A 17,951-nucleotide genomic window follows, 5' to 3' on the forward strand; every position below is an offset into this window, starting at 1 on the left:
GGGCGTGTGACCCTGTACATACACTGGAGAGCCCCCATGAACGACCATAACCTGCGCGATAACATCATTGATGAGCTTGAGTTATTAGGAGATATCGATCCCGCCCAGATCGGAGTTACCGTTGAACACGGGGTGGTGACGCTCTCAGGCCATGTGCGCGCCTACAGCCAGAAAGCCGCAATCGAGAAGATTGTCAAAGGCATGAAGGGCGTTCGCGCGATTGCCGAAGAAATAAAGGTCCGTCCCGCCGTGGGTAAACAGGTTGCCGATGATCAGATCGCGACCCGCGCCGCCGACATCATCAACTGGACGGCTCATCTGCCGGAAGGAACGATAAAGATCAAGGTCCAGGACGGCTGGGTCGAGTTGGACGGTGAAGTGGAATGGCAATATCAGCGTGACGCCATCGTGCGCGCTGTGCGCATGTTAAGCGGCGTGGTTGCCGTGACCAACCTCATCAGACTCCGCAGGCACCCCGTTGCATCAGACATAAAACAGCGGATCGATGACGCGCTTCAACGCAGTGCCGAGGTCGACGCCCAGCAGATCCAGGTCAGCGTCAAGGACGACGTAGTTACGCTGGAGGGGCGAATCAATATCCTGCATGAGCGCGACGCGATAGAGCGCACGGCCTGGTCGGTGCCTGGCGTGAGAAAAGTGGAAAACCACTTGGTGGTGGCGTAGGTCCTGGCCACGTCAGTCATCAAATCCGTAGCAGGCAGTGATCCTGTCCCCTCGAGCATCAGCCCTGAAGGATGAGCGCATGCATTTCCTGGCCCTGGCAGTGGACTATGACGGGACCATTGCCCAGAACGGCAACGTGTCACCGCAAGTCCAGGCAGCGTTGCTCCAGCTCAAGAACAGCGGACGCAAATTGCTGCTGGTGACGGGTCGGGAACTGCAAGCCCTCAAGCATCATTTTCCGCAACTGGCACTGTTCGACCGCGTGATCGCAGAAAACGGCGCCGTGCTTTATGACCCAGCGACCGATAGAGATGAACTCCTGACGGACGGTGCCTCGACCGAGTTGGTCCGCAGTTTGCGCGAAAAAAGAGTTGCGCCGCTATCGGTCGGGCGTTCGGTTATCGCCACCTGGCACCCGTTCGAGGAAGCTGTGATCAACAGTATTCGGGATCTGGGCCTGGAACTGCAGATGACCTTCAACAAGGATGCGATCATGGTGCTGCCGCCCGGCGTCAACAAGGCTTTCGGCTTGCGCGCCGCGTTGCGAAACTTGGGCATCTGCGAGCAGAACGTGGTTGGCGTTGGGGATGCCGAAAATGACCATTCCTTTCTGTCGATCTGTGGCTGTTCCGCCGCCGTCAGCAACGCCATCGCCTCGATCAAGTCCTGCGCCGACATACGTCTGGAGCGTGATCACGGTCAAGGCGTCTGTGAACTGATCGATCAGCTGTTGCTCAAGGATGCCGCGCTGGTACCGGTCGACCGCATCGGAATACATTTGGGTCAAGCCGGCGATGCGAAGGATGTCTGGTTGCCTCCGGAATCGATCTTGCTCATCGTCGGTAATTCCGGCGCTGGCAAATCCAGTTACGTCACCTGGTTGACCGAGCGCATGGTTCAAGCACACCAGGGGTTTTGCATTGTCGATCCCGAGGGTGATTACCTGAGTCTGGATAACGCCGTCACGATTGGGGGGTTAACCGCTCCGCCGACCACCGAAGAGTCAGTCCATCATCTGTTGCAGGCCGAACTCAATGTTGTGGTCAGCGCGCTGGCTCTCAGCGCTCAAGAGCGCGTGCAGTTGTTTGGTGATCTATTGCCATTTTTGCAAGCGCTTCGCAAAACCTCCGGTCGCCCCTATTGGCTCATCCTTGATGAGGCTCATTACATGCTCCCCCACTGCGCGGTGTGGCCGTCCGGGTTTCTCGGCAACATGGGCGCTATCATCGTGGCCCTGGATTTCGAGCAAGTCTGCCCAGCTGTCTTGGAGAGCGTCGACACACTGGTGGCGCTCGGCAGTACCAACAGGGAGCTGATTGTGCGGTTCGCTCAACTGAGACAGCGCAGTTGCCCGGCGTTCCCGGAGCGCGCCCAGAATCTCGAATACGCGTGCCTATGGGACCTTCATGACGACAGGGAGGTTAAGGTCCTGGACCTGGTTCGGCCTCAGCAGAGACATCACCGACACAGCGGCAAATATGTTGCTGGCGATGTTGGCCCTTGGCATGCCTTTTACTTTCCTGCACTGGACCGCCGCGCAGTCAATCTCACGGACTTTCTGACGCTGTCATCGCAACTTCAGGATTCAGTGCTTGGCTCACACCTGGCCGCTCACGACTTCTCACACTGGTTCCGTGAGGTGATTCACGACGACATGCTGGCCAATCAAACTTACCTGATCGAATCCGACAGCAAGATGGCCAGCGAGAGCGCCCTAGGACAGATCGCACGCCTTGTCCGATCCCGTTACAACCTGTGAGCTACATTGAGAGCGAGGTCGCCGTGCGGCACTCAGACGCTCTAACGTTTTGCCAGTTCCACTTCCGGTTCGATGATCGCATCGACACACATCATTTCATCATCCTCGGTCACCGGCTCAAGGGCTCGCAGATCCCGCCAGCCCTGCTGGACCAAAGCCAGCTGCCACACGCTATTGCGCTCGGCCAATGCCTGAGCCAGGCATCGGCACATCGCGTTTAGCAGGACAGGTGGCGGAGGCGGGTTGTCCTCACTTTGCAGTTCGATCTCGAACCGGGCCGCACAGCTCTGCGTGAGGTTTTCCATCGCCAGCGCTGCCGAATGCACGATGAAGGCATAGCCTGCGAACGTGACCGCGACGATGAGCGCCAGCACCAGAAGTTCATGTCGCCATGTGCGAATCTTCAACACCAGCCGGGTTTTGACCGTCGAGACAGCGGTTTGCCATCGGTGGCCTGCAGCATCGCTTTTCCTCGCGGTCTTGATCACGGTCATAAGGCACCTGCATCGATGTGAAGGCGGCCAGCGTCATCCAGGGCATTCGGATGACGTCGGACGCCGCTATGAAAACTGGCGTCAAGGAGCATGCATCGCCACGAAGTTGTTGGCCTCATGGATCACGTTACTCGTCGAAAAGCTGGGGGATTTATAGGCCAGCACGCTGCAAGGTGGATCGCCCAGCACGCAGTGCTCCGTGCGTCCAAGCAACAGATCGGTGGACAGGTAGTCCTTGGTGCCGAACACCAGCACATCGAATCCGTTTCGGCTGACGTAGTGGCCGATATTGCCGGCCGCTTCACTGACGACGAAATGACGATTTTGCAAGGCGATGGCGTACTGGTCCGCCAAGGCATCGAAGCGTTGGCGAGCCTGGTGGTAGCTCAGCATCGAAGCTGGACGGTGCTCATCCACTTGCGCGACGGGTAACGCATGTCGGTCATAAACGGACAACAGGTGTAGGCTGGCGCCGAAGGACCTGACCAGCAGATAACCTGTTTCAATCAGGCAGCGATTCATTTCCCTGACTTCAGGCTCACAGTGAAGGATATTTACAGCGGCAATGATCCGGCGCGATGGTTTATCTCCCCGGGGTTTGACCAACAGCACAGGAACCGGGCTTTCGTGTAGCAATTGCCAGTCGAGTGCAGAGAGCGTCGGCCCCTCTGCCGACTGATCCTCTTCCATGTCCTTGATAACGTAATCGACTTCTGCCTCCCTGATATAACTGCATAGGTTGGAGATCGTGCGCGGGCACCACAGCACTTCTGCGCAGACATGCAATCCACCTTTGCCTAGCAGGCCCGCCTCTGCGTTGAGCCAGCGCTGGAATGCCCACAACGGGGAACGCTGGCTGCCAGGGATATCGGACCGCGCTGCCGAGACGATCCCTTGGTCTGGCGGGACGAACGCCACAATACGCAATGTTCCATCCAAACCTTGGGCGAGTTGAGCGGCACGTTCAAAGGCCAGCGTGGTGATCATCTTGCCGGGCGCGATTAACAATAGTCGTTTGGGTTGTGCCACAAGACACCTCCAGATAAAGCCCGCCGGACTCCTGACTCAGCGGGCAGAGCATGAATATCAATGATCAGTTGATGTTGATTTCGACCGTTTTTTCCGGCTGCATCGCTTCTGCTTTTTTTGGCAGCGTGACCGTGAGCACACCGGATTTGAAAGCGGCTTTGATGTGATCAGCGTCGACGGTTTTCGGCAGATTGAACACGCGCTCGAAAGCGCCATAGCGACGCTCGGTCAGGTGATAACTTTTTGAGGTTTCATCGCGCTCCTCACGCTTTTCACCCTTTAGCAGCAATGTGCCGTTGACGACTTTGACGGACAGGTTCTTCTCATCGACGCCTGGCACTTCCGCCGTTATTTCAAACACCTTTTCGTTTTCCACGATGTCCACGGCGGGCGATTTGATCATCGTGAAATCACTGTTCCAGAAAGGCTCCAGATCGAACCGTGGTTGCCTGGAAAACAGCGAGGGCATGTTCGCTACATCCTGAAACAGGTGTTCGAACTGACGACGTACATGCTCAAAGGGATGCCAGCTCCCGGAGTCGATAGCGACCTCGCGATTTTGTTCGTCATTGCGGGAGTGGAGCTTCTTCAAGGACTGAGCCATGGCAGGATCCTCATGGGAAGGGTTGGAAAAACAGGATGGCGTGGCGTCGCATCCCGGACGTTGCCCGTTTAATGTCGCGCTTTGACTCTTCGTGGACTTGATAAAAATCAACTGGCCCGAACTTCCGGTTTTGCCTCCCCAAACGCTGAGAATGAGGGTGAGTTTCCAGCCTGATCAGCCCCGAAGATTGACCTTGATCAAGCGCCGTAGGTACCCCGCCGTTACCGTTTCAAGGTCATTGCAACATCCGACTTGTACATCAATGGAGATACTCGCCATGCAACGCACACGGTTGATCACGATGCTGACCACAGCCCTGGCCCTGACAACGGGTTGCAGCCATAAACATGCCCAGGAAGTAGACATGCGACTCGAGGCCGTTGAGAACACTGCTGCCACTGCACGGCTGCGAGCCGATGAGGCGTACAACAAGGCCGACATGGCACAAAGCGCTGCGGCGCAAGCCCAGAAAACCGCGGACGAGGCCAACGAGCGCGCCACTAGGATGTTGGAAAAAGCCACACGCAAATAACGTCAACGGCCCGATCGGCCGGACGGTTGAGTCGCCCTGCTAAACGCTAGAGCACAAGGGGCGACTCAGAGATTTTGCGACGAAAGAGAACCCGTGTAGACGCAGGATTGGGTCGGCGCATTCAGAGTCGCAAATCATGAACGATCCGCTCGAAATCTTTCCCGAGGTAGGCCGACGTAAACCCAAGCCTTTTGTACAGACGATGTACAGGATAGTCAGTGGACAGGTCGGTGGAGGTCATTTGCTCGAAACCATTTCGCCGAGCGGCGGTGATCAAGTGGGTGAGCAATAGCCGGCCCAAGCCTTTTCGCTGCCAGGCGTCCGCCACGGCCACCGCGCATCCGCAGGCGTGCGGGTCATCCAGGCGTCGGTAACGGCTGATCCCGATGATCTGCAACTCCCCGAAGTTGTGAATGAGTGCCACATACACCATGCATGAGTCGTCGGGAACGCTCATGAAGGCATCGACAACAGAGTCATCGACGTGGGCGATCGCACCTAGAAACCGGAATCTCAACGACAACGGGGACAGCCGCTGAAAGAATGCGAGCAAACGCTGATGATCCTGCGCACACACGGGCCGAATCAGCACATGTGTTCCCCCGCGCAAGGCTTCCAGCCAGTGCTCGCCGGGTGTTGCTTTGTTCATTTCTGCAATAAGGGCGGCAGTGTGGGGGTTGGCGAACATGGCAGGTCTCCGACACGAGGATGGGTAGACGAATGCAACGCAGCCCGGACCTCGGCAACGATGGAACCTGGCGCTGCGCCGGGCAGTTACGGTCAGCGATGCAGTACGGTTCGGGCTTTTGACAGCTCTTCCGGCGTGCCGTGAACGATCAGTAAGTACTTATCGGCTTTCAGCGCGGTTTCGTACTTGACGACCTCATCATCATCGACACCGATACTTTTGAGCACGGCACCCAACACGGAAATACCGCCCACCAGAATCGCCCCCTCCAGCGCACCGACCAGTACCGATACAACCGGCCCCGCCATCGCCAGCACCCCTACGCCCGGCAACAGAAATACCGCTGGTGCGATCAGCATGCCCCAGATGCCACCCCAGAAGGCCCCCGTCGCACCCCAGGATTTCACTCGGTCGCCTGTGGAGTAAAAACCCACCGGATGCTCCTCGGTGTGATACCCCTTCCCTACCAGTGAAAGCTGCTTGACGTCGAAACCTGCCTTGCCGAGCGAGCGGATCGCTTCTTCTGCGTCGTGATGACTGTCGTACACATAAACATTTTGATCGGAAGGTTTCATCGCACTGTCCTCTATCGGGTCACTGTCACCGTCCGCCGCGCCATGCGGGTCACACGCGGATGCGTCAGATTCAGACTGCGAGGAAAGCGTCGAGGCATTATTGACGAATATCAGAAAACCCATGGAGGCCGGTGCGGATTGCGCGTCCATCAGCAAGTCTGACAAAACTCAATGTCTGCCTCTTCGACAAGAGGGTTAATACCCACAGTTCGGCACCGGGCTCACGCGTTGAGTCCAGTCATTTCATGAGGAGGCAATATGAGCGATCTCGAATTGCGGCGGATGATCCTGGATGAGCTTGAATTTCAGCCCAATATCGATGCAGCCGCCATCGGCGTTGCCATCGAAAACGGGGTGGTGAGCCTGACCGGACACGTCAGGACCTACGCCCAGAAGTTCGCTGCAGAACGCGCGGTCAAAAGCGTCAAGGGGGTGAAAGCCGTGGCGGAGGAGATCAAGGTCGTCTCCAACGAAGACCTTGATATCAGCGATGAAGCAATCGCTGGCCGATGCCTGGATGTGATCCGCTGGAACAGCGCAATCCCCGACGAGCGCTTGCAGATCAAGGTTCAGAATGGTTGGGTCACCCTCGAAGGTGAAGTCGACTGGCAATATCAGAAAGAAGCCGCGCAAAGTGCTGTACGCAAGCTGGCGGGGGTGGTCGGAATCAACAACATGCTGATACTCAAGCCCAAAGAAACGCCCGAAAACATCAAAGAGCGTATAGAAGCAGCGTTCGCGCGCAATGCGGCGCTGGACAGCAGAAAACTGCGCGTGACGGTCGAAGGCAAGACCGTAAAGCTGGAAGGTCACGTGCACCAGTGGCTAGAGCGAAAAGCAGCGGAAAATGCCGCTTGGTCCATCCCTGGAGTAACCCACGTAGAGAACTACATATTGATCGCCTGAACTGTTTACCCCTCGGCCGGTGGCAGGCCGCCACCGGGCTTACTTTTGCCACAGGATCCACGGCACCGCCACGCACGCGTCCATTTCCGCCTCACGCTTGAGGACGATCCGCACGGTATAGAAGTCGACGGGATAAGCTTCAGCAATCGCCCCTGTATAGCACACAGCCGAGGCCGAGCCGGGACCTGCAACCGGCGTCAGATTCCAGGTTTTCCAAGGCTCGGAGGACTGCGCGGATCGATAGACCTGTACCTGGATCAGCGAAGCATCCACTCCTCCGAGCTTCACCATCACTCGAATGTCATAACCGGCCTCACCCTGCGCGAACACCGGATCATCGATGCTCAGACCGGGCCAATGCTTGACCAGATCGGCGTATCTGGCGACCAGATTCCTCGCCAGCGCACAGTCGTGCCCGGCACGTGCAACGTAAGCCCGCGCCATCGGTGCGTAATAGTGCTCCACGTATTCGCGTACGGTCCTGTCGGCGGAATACTGAGCGACAAGGGTCCCCATACTGGCGCGCATTCGTTTTATCCAGCCCGCGGGACGACCATCCCCGCCACGATCATAGAAGGCGGGTATCACTTGCTTTTCAAGCAGCAGATAAAGCTGCTCGGCGTCGGCAGTGTCATGCTCAGCACTGTGCTCTTGCGCGTCTCCTAAGGCCCACCCCAGATCGGCGGCATAAGCCTGAGCCCACCAACCGTCGAGCTGGGAGAGATTCAGCCCGCCGTTGGCCAGAACCTTCATTCCGCTCGTGCCACAGGCTTCCCATGGCCGTCGCGGCGTGTTGATCCAGACATCCACTCCCTGAACCAGATGCCGGGCGATACGCATGTCGTAGTCTTCGATGAACGCGACACGTCCTCGGGCTTCAGGCCTGCGAATGAATTGATGCCACTGCCGAATCATCTCCTGCCCGACCTGATTGGCAGGGTGAGCCTTGCCAGCGATGAGCAATTGCACCGGCCGTGCAGGATGATTGAGTAGACGCAGCAGCCGATCAGGATCTGCGAGCAAGAGATTGGGCCGCTTGTAAGGGGCAAACCGTCGTGCAAAGCCTAGCGTCAACACCTCGGGATGAAGTCCGGCACCGGCACACTCGATCACTGACAGAGACTCTCCACGGACAGCTTCGCTTCTGGCCAATTGTTGACGGACGAATGCAACCAATACTGCTCGCGCCTGCTGACGCAACTGCCACAGCAGTCCATCGTCAACTTCCCCCAAGAGCCGCCCGATATCCGCAGGTATCGAGACCGACCAAGGGTGTTGCTCCCCGCGGGTGGATTGCCAGCGCTCTTGAACGTCAGTCGACATCCAGGTCGGAATATGAATTCCGTTGACGATATGCCCTATAGGCACCTCATCGGTGGGCACCCTTGGAAACAGTGGCTGGAACAAGCGGCGACTGGTCTGAGCGTGCAGTTGACTGACTGCATTCACCGCCCCTGAACAGCGCAGAGCGAACCAGGCCGTGTTGAAGGCAGAATCCGCGGCGCCACCGGGCGCCTGCCCCATCGAAATGATGTTCTGCAACGGCTGCTCAAGCTCTTGCTCGATGTAGCGCCGTAGATATTTGCCGATCAGGGCGGGCTCGAAACAGTCAAACCCCTCGCTGACCGGCGTGTGCGTCGTGAATAGGTTTCCGGCACGCGTGGCAGTCAGCGCCACCTGAAAATCGACCGAATGTACGCACATGTAATTGCGAGCCCGCTCTAGGGCCACGAATGCGGCGTGGCCGTCATTGAGGTGGCATATGCGGGGATGATGGCCGGCGGCTTCCAGCAGCCGCCAGCCTCCGATGCCGAGGACGATTTCCTGGCGCAGACGCATTTCAGCGTCGCCGCCGTACAGTTGTTCAGTGATTAAGCGCACGGGCACAGGGTTAATCGGGTCGTTGCTGTCGAGCAGCAATAACCGGCTGCGCCCGATTCGCACCTGCCAGCCCCGAAGCCAGACGGTCAGCCCCGGCAGATCGATCGCTAGTCTCAACAGACTGCCATCCGGTCGCAGCAGCGGCTCGATTGGCATCTGCGCAGTGTCATTGACAGGAAACAACGCGTGCTGACGACCTGCGCTGTCGATCTCCTGACGGAAATAGCCATGCTGCCACAGCATGCCGACCGCAATCACGGGGACACCGAGGTCACTGGCCGCCTTGAGCTGATCGCCTGCCACGTTACCCAATCCGCCAGAGTAAAGCGGCAATGACTCACTGAGCATGTATTCCATAGAGAAATAGGCGATTTGGCCAATCGCTGAAGCATCGGGCAGCGTCGTGAACCATGTGGGTGCCGCCAAATGTTTCTGATGCTGATCGATGATGCGTTGCAGTTGGACAGCGAACGTGTCGTCAGCCAAATGTTCGTCAATTTTTTCCCGAGATACAGCGTTCAGGACCAGACACGGGTTATGGGTCATCTGCCACACGTCAGGATTCAAGCGCATCCAGATGTCTTCGTTCGCCCCTGACCAGCGAATGCCCAGATCAAATGCCAGACGCCGCAAGGCATCGTAGCGGTCGTTACATCCGTCGTTGGATGCACGCTCGCCTCCTGATGAGTGGCTCATGGGTCGATACCAGGATTGCGCCGACGCTTTGCAGACAGGCGCTCACACGTCTGTCTGCTGATCTCCAGCCGGATCATTCGGCGCTGCGCGGATTGATGGTCAGCAGGCTGCTGGGCAAGTGATTCGCCAGTTGCTCGGTCGTGCTGCCCAGCAGTTTGTTCATGGCATCACGGTGAACCGTACCGAGCACCACCACATCCACAGCGTTATCGGTCATAAACGACTCAATGACCCGAGCAGGGTTTCCCGTGATCATGTGCCTGCGGTCTGCCGGAACCCCGAAGCGGTCTGCCAACCGATGAAATACCTGCATTTCGTTGTCGTACAGCTCGTCCATGACCGACGGCTGATACCCGAATCCGCCGTCCAGCGCGTAGATGTAGGACAAATCGTAGGCGTACAACAGGTCCAGTTGCGCGTCGCATTGCGAAGCCAGTTGCTCGGCCATCCTGATAATCCGGTCGTTAAGCCGCTCGAACTGATCATCCAACCGGAACGGGTCTACAGCCGCCACAATTTTGCGCGGAATGCCATGTTGCACCTTGGCTACCAGATGCAATGGGGCCTCACAGTCGTATAGCAGGCGCATGTCCAGCGTGGTGAAAAGCGCCCGTGTCAGCCAGGACTCATGCTGAAGATCCTTGATCACCATCGCTGGCTTCATGTCACGCACATGGGTCAGGATTTCCTCCTGAGGGCGCTTGACCCACATCACCTCCGTGGTGATCTGAACACCCATGTGGTGGATACCCTTGGCCTGCTCATCCAGCCACTGTCGGTGGCTATGCAGATAACCTTCACGCACCTCCTTTATCGCGGTCTCGTTGACCAGGCCCGCGGACGCAATGCCCTCCACATAATCGAACGCAACGATATGCAACGCTGCGGATTTGACCTTGGCCAGCGCTGCAGCTCGGTCGAACGCGGGGGTACGCTGCATCAGTGGTGGGGCAATAAGCAACAAACGCTCGATGTCGGCCATCTCACACCTCCATTGTTTACCGGGTCGCAGCGGTTCAACCGATGCGGATGTGCTGCCATTGTCCGGCACCGGGGGCAGCCGGGTTTGATGTAGATCAGAATCGCTCTGCCGATGCGTGACCGAGACGTGGGTGTCAAAAGGCTGTGTGTTTGATAAGGATCAAACTCCGGGGTCTCGACCGGTCCAGACTCCCCTCACACAAGGGGACGCTTTATGCCAGCACAGCATCGAAAATGGATCACCTGGACAGTCGCAATTTTGGTTCTGACACTGGGCGGCGGTGTCTTCGGTTACTGGCAACTGCGCAAGCCTCGACTGTCGCCGGACTTCGATATGTCCAACGGCCGACTGGAAGCGACCGAAGTACAGATCGCCAGCAAGACCGCGGGACGTCTGGCGCAGGTGCTGGTGCACGAGGGCGATCAGGTCACGGCTGGGCAACTGCTGGCTCGCATGGACACCCGCACGCTCGATGCACAGTTGAGGCAAGCCGAAGCTGGCGTGGCTGGCGCCCGGCAAAACGTGGCTGCAGCGCAGGCCACGCTGCAATTGCGTCAGAGCGAACAGTTGCTTGCTCGGCAGGAGCTCAGACGCGGCCGCCAACTGTACGAACGCGGCTACTACAGCGCCCAGGCCCTTGATCAGCAGACGTCGCGCCTGGACACCGCGACATCAGCAGTGCGCGCTGCCAGAGCTCAAGTCGAAGCGCTCCAGGCCACTATCGGAGCAGCCTTGGCGCAGGTCGCGAGCCTGCAAAGCGAGATCGACGATGACAGCCTGCGCGCACCGGTGGATGGTGTCATCCAACTACGGGTGGCCGAGCCGGGCGAAGTGGTGGCTGCGGGGAGCCAGGTGCTCGTCATGATCAATACCGAGGATCAATACATGAACCTCTATTTGCCGACGGCAACCGTGGGCAAGCTGACCCTGGGGGACGAGGCGCGGATCGTGCTCGACTCGCTTGCCGACACGCCCCTGCCCGCCCGTATCAGCTTCGTGGAAGACAAGGCCCAATTCACGCCCAAAGAGGTGGAAACACGGGATGAGCGTCAGAAGCTGGTCTTTCGGGTGAAGGTGAACTTGATCGATCCTGCCCGAACACCACAGGCCAAACCTGGCATGCCAGGGACAGGCTATGTCAGGACGCGCCCGGTCCCGTGGCCGAGTGTGCTGCCATGACCGGCCCATCACTGTCTATTCAAGGTCTGAGCCATTGTTACGGCTCCGTTCCCGCATTGACCGCCGTCAACCTTGAGCTTCCAGCCGGCACTCGCTGTGGCCTGATTGGACCCGACGGGGCTGGAAAGTCGACGCTGCTTGCGCTGATCGCGGGTGTGAGATCGCTACAAACCGGGCAGCTTTCAGTGCTCGGCGGTGAGATCAATGACCGTGCCCATCGCAGTACCCTGTACACGCGGATTGCGTTTATGCCGCAGGGATTGGGCAATAACCTCTACCCCGACCTTAGCGTTGAGGAGAACGTGCGTTATTTCGCCGCGCTTTTCAGCCTGAGTTCCGACCAGATCCACGAGCGCGTGCAGACGCTCCTGCTTGCGACCGATCTGCTGCGATTCCAAGATCGACGCGCGGGAAAATTGTCGGGTGGCATGAAACAGAAACTGGGGTTGTGTTGCGCCCTCATTCATGACCCTGAACTGTTGATACTGGATGAGCCAACCACCGGCGTCGATCCTCTTTCCCGACGACACTTTTGGGAACTGATCGAGCAGGTGCGTCTGCAACGGCCGCATTTGACCATTCTGGTGGCCACCGCCTACATGGAAGAAGCGGAGCAGTTCGAGCACTGCCTGATGCTCGATCAGGGCCGGTTGATCGCGGCAGGAAGTCGCGCGGCGCTGGCTGCGAGCACCCCCAGTGGCAAGCTGGACCATGCGTTCACTCACTTTCAGGGCCGCACGCCAAGGATTGCCCCAGCACCCCAAGTGCTCGAAAGCCAGCAGTCGGACAAACACATAATTGCCATCGAAGCCCGTGCGCTGACCTTACGCTTCGGCGATTTCACCGCAGTCGACAACGTCAGCTTCTCTATCGGCAAAGGCGAGATATTCGGATTTCTTGGCTCCAACGGCTGCGGCAAGACGTCGACCATGAAGGTGCTTACGGGCCTGATCCCCGCGACAACCGGAACGGCAACGTTGCTGGGCAAACCCGTGGACGCCAGCGACCTGCACACCCGCCAGCGCATTGGCTTCATGACCCAAAGCTTCTCGCTTTACGGTGAGCTCACGGCGCGCCAGAACCTGGCCCTGCATGCCAGGCTTTACGATGTACCTGCAGACGAGCGAGAACAGCGCATCACTCGCCTGCTTGACCGCTTCGATCTGGCCGACATCGCTGACCAACCCTCCGGCTCCTTGCCGCTGGGGATTCGCCAACGACTGTCGCTGGCCGTCGCGATCCTGCATGAGCCCGAGGTGCTGATCCTTGATGAGCCAACCTCCGGCGTGGACCCGGCGGCACGGGATACTTTCTGGCAGGCGCTGACCGAATTGTCCCGCCATCAGGGGGTGACGATTTTCCTCTCAACCCACTTCATGAATGAAGCGCAGCGGTGTGATCGTATTTCCTTCATGCATGCCGGAAAAGTCTTGGCTTGTGGCACCTGCGCGCAGTTGCAGGAACAGTATGGATCGCAGACGCTGGAGCTCGCTTTCATCAATTGTCTGGAGCAAGCTCAGGCAGAGCAAAGCCCGGCACCTATCGCCGACTTTTCCTTCGCGGCACCCGTAAGCCATGCCCCTATGACGCACCGCTACGCTCCCATCAGCCGCATGCTTGCGGTCGCTGGGAAGGAGCGCCGGGAGCTGCTGCGTGACAGGGTGCGTCTGGCATTTGCCCTGCTGGGCGCCATCTTGATGATGGTGATCTTTGGCCTGGGCATATCACTGGATGTCGAGAACCTGGCTTTTGCTGCCTTCGATCAGGACCAGACAGCGGAAAGTCGGGCATATCTGGAAGCATTCAGGGGTTCACGCTATTTCTCCGAGCATGCGTCCATTCGAAATCCTGCGGAGCTGCATCAACGTTTGCAGAGTTCGGAAATCGAACTGGCGCTGGAGATCCCACCGGGATTCGGTCGCGACCTGTACGCCAATCGGCACCCGGCCGTGGCGGCTTGGCTGGAGGGCGGCATGCCGTTCCGAGCCGAAACCAGTCGTAACTATGTTGAAGCCGTGCACGCCGCCAACCTGCAACAGATGGCGCGATTGAGCAGCCATCCGGCATCTGCGACGCCCGACGCCCAGCTCCAGATGCGCTTTCGATACAACCAGGACGTGGTCAGCGTCAATGCTATAGGTCCCGGCGTGATGGCGCTGATCCTTGCATTCATTCCGGCCATGCTCACGGCGCTGGGCATCGTCCGAGAAAAGGAGTTGGGGTCTATCACCAACTTCTTCGCCACCCCTTTGACGCGAGTGGAGTTCCTCTTCGGTAAACAGCTGCCTTACATAGCAGTGAGTCTGGTCAATCTGTGCCTGCTCACGGCCATGAACCGATGGGTGTTTGGAGTACCATTCAAGGGAAGCCTGCTGACCCTCGCGCTGGGCGGCATTTTGTACGTGATGGCAACCACCAGTCTGGGCCTGCTGATTTCCGCTTTCACCCGCACCCAGATCGCCGCCATCCTGGGGACCATGATCATCACCAGCCTGCCCACCATCCAGTTTTCCGGGCTGATCGTGCCCAAGTCGTCGTTGCAGGGCGCGTCCGCCGTGATGGGTGCGTTGTTCCCCGCTGGCTATTTCCTGGACATCGCGGTGGGAACATTCACCAAGGCTTTAGATCTTCGCCATCTGTGGCCGGAATGTGTCGCTCTGTTGGGGTTCTTTGTGACTTTCAGCGGCGTCAGCCTATTGATGTTGAAAAAGCAGGAGCACTGATGAGCAAAGCTGCCAATGTGCTGTCGTTGACGATGAAAGAGCTGACCAGTCTGCGTTACGACCACGTTCTGCTGTTGTTTCTCACCTACGCCTTCTCGATCGCCATCTACATGCCGGCCGCAGGCTCGGTGATGGGTGTGCACAACGCCAGTGTGGCGGTCGTCGATGAGGATCGCAGCCATCTCTCCCGCTTGATCATAGAGGCGCTGCTGCCTCCCGAGTTTCAAACGGCAGTGCTCCTGCCCTACGATCAGTTGGACCGGTCAATGGACAGCGGCCGTTTCACCTTCATCATCGATATACCGGCGAATTTTCAACGCGATCTGAACGCCGGTCGCAGTCCCGCCATACAGGTCAATGTCGACGCCACTGCCATGAGTCAGGCATTCATGGGCGCCGGTTACCTCTCAAGGATTTTGCAAACGGTGTTGCAAGACTACCGCAGCCAGGGCAAATCAGCGTCGCCGCCACCGATACAACTGACGACTCGAGTGCTGTTCAACCCCAATCTTGAAGGTGCGTGGTTTCTGGCCGTGATCCAGATCGTCAATAACATCACCCTACTGGCGATCATCCTTTCGGGGACTGCCGTGCTTCGGGAGCGTGAGCACGGCACGCTCGACCATTTGCTCGTGCTTCCTCTGAGTCCCAGAGAGGTCATGCTGTCGAAAATCAGTGCCAATGCCATCGTCGTGGTCGCCTGCAGTTGGGCCTCACTGGAAGGTGTGGTGAGGCTCGCCCTTGATGTGCCACTGACAGGCTCTAAGACGCTGTTTTTAGTCCTCACCGCCATGTACCTGTTCGCCACAAACTCACTGGGCATATTCCTCGCGACATTGGCGCGCTCCACTCCGCAATTTGGCTTGTTGGCGATTCCGGTGATCATCCCGATGCTGTTGCTCTCGGGAGGCTCCACTCCGCTTGAAAGCATGCCCCTATGGCTGCAATGGATGATGCAACTTTCGCCCTCTACCCACTTTGTCAGCCTCAGCACCGCGATCTTGTTTCGCAATGCCGGTTTGATATTGATATGGCCTCAGGTGCTGGCGCTTGCAGTACTCGGCCTGATGTTTTTCTACCTGACGCTGCGACGTTTCCGTTCAAGCCTGACGTCTTGACGGGGCTCAAGGTGTCGCATCGGCAGGGAACGCCAACGTCTGCGACTAGCTTCACGACACCCAGGACTTCTTCTTGATCGAAGCATGATGGGTGATGGGGCCATTGATCTTCGAGGTTGCGGCGCCTCATTGAAGCGTCAGGCTATGTCGGATCAGCAGAAGTAGAGATATTCTCAACCGAAAACGGAGGGAGAAGGGTCGCCGAGGAAGTGCATTCGTTTTGCGCCAATCGATTTCAAACAGTGGGCTGACCCCCACGCCGTTATTGTTAAATCGTCCCACACAAATTGATAAGGAGCCGAACAGCTAAATCACGGAGGCTTATCTTTGTCGTCCGTGGCCGTCAGTGGCATCGGCTCCACCGGCTCGGCTTTCGCGGAAGGCTTCTTCGAAGATGCGCAGGCAAACCTGAAGCTTCGCAACTTCCATAGCGATCGCAACTGTGTCGACTACGGGCTGGCAAGGCCATTCCGGGACGACTATCGGTGTCTGGTCGATTCGGCCAGCCTGGCGCCGGGGGCCACAGGTCCTGAGCCTGGAAGAGTTCGTGGCCCGGGAGCAGATTCTGGTGCCGTCTGGCAGCTTCATCGGCATGGCGGATGAAGTTTGTCGAGCTTGGGACTCACCCGCAGGGTGTGCGCATCGACCACACACCGCGCGGCGCTGCCTCACGTGCTCAGGGGCACCGACGCAGCCTCGAACATCCCGACCCACTCGGCGCAGGCCATTCCCGCATTCAGCGGCCTGATTCAGCCGCGCGCCGCAGCGACCAGGCGATTCACTTCGGCGCGCACCATGTTGGCGTATTCCGGCGGCGACATGGCATCGAGTTCGGCGCGCACCCATTCCGACCACTTGCCCTTGCGCTTGGACCGCTCGCCCATCAGCCGGGCCGCTTCGCCCTTGGCCTTGCCCAGGTTGCTCTGCCACAGTTCGAACAGGCGGGATTTCTCGTCTTCGATCGCAGCGCGCTCGGCAAGGGATTTGTTGGCCAGGTTGAAACTCATGACGTTACCTCTGTGTGCAAAAACAAAACGGTCCGTGCCCGGGCGATGGCCGGTGGCGGAGCGTCAGCATCTTACACCCGTGGTCCTCGATCCCCGACCCCATCGGCCCGACTTTTTGCGCGAGGCGGGCAATCCCCTGCAACTTTTCTCGTCCCACGGGACTCCATTGCTCACTGCCATCATCAATTGAAGGAAATGTGCCATGGCTCGTAAACCCGCTGTCCAAAACACCGCCGAACAGATCCAGGATCAGGCATTCAGTGAATTGGCGGCCCTCATCGAAGAGTCCGATAAACTGCTCAAGGACAGCGCTTCGCTGGTGGGCGAAGAGGCAGAAACCGTTCGCGCACAACTGAGCTTGAAATTGAAACAGGCTGTGGACTCGCTGGGACGCGTTCGCGACAAAACCAAACCGGCCGTAGAGGCCACGGAAACCTACATCGGTGGCCATCCTTGGCAGACCGTCGCCATTTCTGCAGGATTCGGTCTGGTCGTGGGATTGTTGCTCGGCCGCCGTTGATTTGCCCACGGCACCGCCAGGCGCGCCGCTTGAGTTAGCGCCTGCCCGAGGACGGGGTCCAACCCCAAGCAATACGGCCTGCCAGCGGTCGCAATACCGCTGGCAGGCCGTTTCGTTGAGGGGGGCGGTTGAGCCTATAGCGCGTCGGCCGCGTTACTGTTTCGGGGCGATCACTTCCAACTGCGACAACCGATGACCTTTCACCAGCGCCGCGTCGATATCGGTCTTGGCCTTGCTCGCGGCCTCCTCCGACTCAAACGGGCCGATCATCACCACTTCCTTGCCATCGACCTTGACCACGTAGGACGGGTAATGGTGCTCCACCAGCCAGTAGGTCATGTCGCTCAGCGCTTCTTTCAAATGAACGCGGATGGTCCATTGCGACGAAGCCGGGGTCGGAGCCTCCGCCACCGAGTCAACGCTCGGCACCTTGGCGGTCGGGCTCGGCTTTCCACCGTCGCAGCCCGCCAGCATCAACACCGCCACCATCATTGCCATCTTGCGCACGTCTGTCGCTCCTCGTCTGAAGTGGCGGGAGTTTATCACTGACAGCCTTCACCGGCTGTCCGGGTTT

At 58.5% G+C, this 17,951-nt stretch carries 17 protein-coding genes and 1 pseudogene; 9 read left to right on the top strand and 9 right to left on the bottom strand.

Annotated features, from left to right (window positions below; translation table 11 throughout):
* Nucleotides 1-36: 36 nt before the first annotated feature.
* Nucleotides 37-684 carry a BON domain-containing protein gene (locus tag N5D61_RS12680; protein ID WP_279893033.1) on the top strand — a complete coding sequence of 216 codons (648 nt, stop codon included), beginning with the start codon at nt 37-39 and terminating at the stop codon, nt 682-684.
* 79 nt (nt 685-763) lie between these two features.
* Nucleotides 764-2,443, top strand: a complete 1,680-nt coding sequence (locus N5D61_RS12685; protein ID WP_279893035.1) for an HAD-IIB family hydrolase — start codon at nt 764-766, stop codon at nt 2,441-2,443.
* Nucleotides 2,444-2,484: 41 nt separating this feature from the next.
* Here the strand turns inward: N5D61_RS12685 and N5D61_RS12690 are convergent, their stop codons facing one another.
* The 3 genes from N5D61_RS12690 to N5D61_RS12700 all read right to left on the bottom strand — a co-directional run bounded on the left by N5D61_RS12690 (nt 2,485) and on the right by N5D61_RS12700 (nt 4,570).
* Complete coding sequence (locus tag N5D61_RS12690; RefSeq protein WP_108239629.1) at nt 2,485-2,937, bottom strand: hypothetical protein; 453 nt, start codon at nt 2,935-2,937, stop codon at nt 2,485-2,487.
* 81 nt (nt 2,938-3,018) lie between these two features.
* Entirely contained in the window at nt 3,019-3,966 is a 948-nt protein-coding gene (locus tag N5D61_RS12695; protein WP_279893037.1) for a hypothetical protein, read from the bottom strand.
* Nucleotides 3,967-4,030: 64 nt separating this feature from the next.
* Entirely contained in the window at nt 4,031-4,570 is a 540-nt protein-coding gene (locus tag N5D61_RS12700) for an Hsp20/alpha crystallin family protein (RefSeq protein ID WP_108239627.1), read from the bottom strand.
* Nucleotides 4,571-4,847: 277 nt separating this feature from the next.
* Between N5D61_RS12700 and N5D61_RS12705 the strand changes: the two genes are divergently transcribed.
* Nucleotides 4,848-5,102: an Lpp/OprI family alanine-zipper lipoprotein gene (locus N5D61_RS12705; protein ID WP_108239626.1), complete on the top strand. Its 255-nt coding sequence runs from the start codon at nt 4,848-4,850 to the stop codon at nt 5,100-5,102.
* A gap of 121 nt (nt 5,103-5,223) precedes the next feature.
* Here the strand turns inward: N5D61_RS12705 and N5D61_RS12710 are convergent, their stop codons facing one another.
* Together N5D61_RS12710 and N5D61_RS12715 are read right to left on the bottom strand one after the other, a co-directional pair.
* Entirely contained in the window at nt 5,224-5,790 is a 567-nt protein-coding gene (locus tag N5D61_RS12710; protein ID WP_108239625.1) for a GNAT family N-acetyltransferase, read from the bottom strand.
* Nucleotides 5,791-5,882: 92 nt separating this feature from the next.
* The gene (locus tag N5D61_RS12715) at nt 5,883-6,515 is read right to left on the bottom strand and encodes a hypothetical protein (RefSeq protein ID WP_279893040.1); all 633 of its coding nucleotides are present in this window, start codon (nt 6,513-6,515) and stop codon (nt 5,883-5,885) included.
* Between the two features lie 108 nt (nt 6,516-6,623).
* Here N5D61_RS12715 and N5D61_RS12720 point away from each other — a divergent pair, with 108 nt between their 5' ends.
* Entirely contained in the window at nt 6,624-7,271 is a 648-nt protein-coding gene (locus N5D61_RS12720; RefSeq protein ID WP_108239624.1) for a BON domain-containing protein, read from the top strand.
* Between the two features lie 39 nt (nt 7,272-7,310).
* Here the strand turns inward: N5D61_RS12720 and glgP are convergent, their stop codons facing one another.
* Together glgP and N5D61_RS12730 are read right to left on the bottom strand one after the other, a co-directional pair.
* Complete coding sequence (glgP, locus tag N5D61_RS12725; RefSeq protein ID WP_279893043.1) at nt 7,311-9,848, bottom strand: alpha-glucan family phosphorylase; 2,538 nt, start codon at nt 9,846-9,848, stop codon at nt 7,311-7,313.
* 73 nt (nt 9,849-9,921) lie between these two features.
* On the bottom strand, nt 9,922-10,830 hold the full coding sequence (locus N5D61_RS12730; protein WP_177411113.1) for a universal stress protein: 909 nt from the start codon (nt 10,828-10,830) through the stop codon (nt 9,922-9,924).
* A gap of 213 nt (nt 10,831-11,043) precedes the next feature.
* On the opposite strand from N5D61_RS12730, the gene N5D61_RS12735 reads away from it, so the two are divergent.
* The 4 genes and pseudogenes from N5D61_RS12735 to N5D61_RS12750 form a co-directional block, all read left to right on the top strand.
* Nucleotides 11,044-12,009 carry a biotin/lipoyl-binding protein gene (locus tag N5D61_RS12735; RefSeq protein WP_279893046.1) on the top strand — a complete coding sequence of 322 codons (966 nt, stop codon included), beginning with the start codon at nt 11,044-11,046 and terminating at the stop codon, nt 12,007-12,009.
* On the top strand, nt 12,006-14,732 hold the full coding sequence (gene rbbA, locus N5D61_RS12740; protein WP_279893047.1) for a ribosome-associated ATPase/putative transporter RbbA: 2,727 nt from the start codon (nt 12,006-12,008) through the stop codon (nt 14,730-14,732). The genes N5D61_RS12735 and rbbA overlap by 4 nt, the downstream gene beginning before the upstream one ends.
* Nucleotides 14,732-15,850, top strand: a complete 1,119-nt coding sequence (locus tag N5D61_RS12745) for an ABC transporter permease (RefSeq protein WP_279893049.1) — start codon at nt 14,732-14,734, stop codon at nt 15,848-15,850. The genes rbbA and N5D61_RS12745 overlap by 1 nt, the downstream gene beginning before the upstream one ends.
* 480 nt (nt 15,851-16,330) lie before the next feature.
* Nucleotides 16,331-16,597: pseudogene (locus N5D61_RS12750) on the top strand (LysR family transcriptional regulator); the annotation flags it as partial.
* A gap of 2 nt (nt 16,598-16,599) precedes the next feature.
* Here N5D61_RS12750 and N5D61_RS12755 read toward each other — a convergent pair.
* On the bottom strand, nt 16,600-16,857 hold the full coding sequence (locus N5D61_RS12755) for a hypothetical protein (RefSeq protein WP_108239619.1): 258 nt from the start codon (nt 16,855-16,857) through the stop codon (nt 16,600-16,602).
* Nucleotides 16,858-17,059: 202 nt separating this feature from the next.
* Here N5D61_RS12755 and N5D61_RS12760 point away from each other — a divergent pair, with 202 nt between their 5' ends.
* Nucleotides 17,060-17,377, top strand: a complete 318-nt coding sequence (locus N5D61_RS12760) for a DUF883 family protein (RefSeq protein WP_108239618.1) — start codon at nt 17,060-17,062, stop codon at nt 17,375-17,377.
* Between the two features lie 153 nt (nt 17,378-17,530).
* On the opposite strand, the gene N5D61_RS12765 is transcribed toward N5D61_RS12760, so the two are convergent.
* Entirely contained in the window at nt 17,531-17,884 is a 354-nt protein-coding gene (locus N5D61_RS12765; RefSeq protein ID WP_279893052.1) for a hypothetical protein, read from the bottom strand.
* Nucleotides 17,885-17,951: the final 67 nt, after the last annotated feature.

The sequence above is a fragment of the Pseudomonas sp. GD03842 genome (assembly GCF_029841165.1).
Classification (GTDB): Bacteria; Pseudomonadota; Gammaproteobacteria; order Pseudomonadales; family Pseudomonadaceae; genus Aquipseudomonas.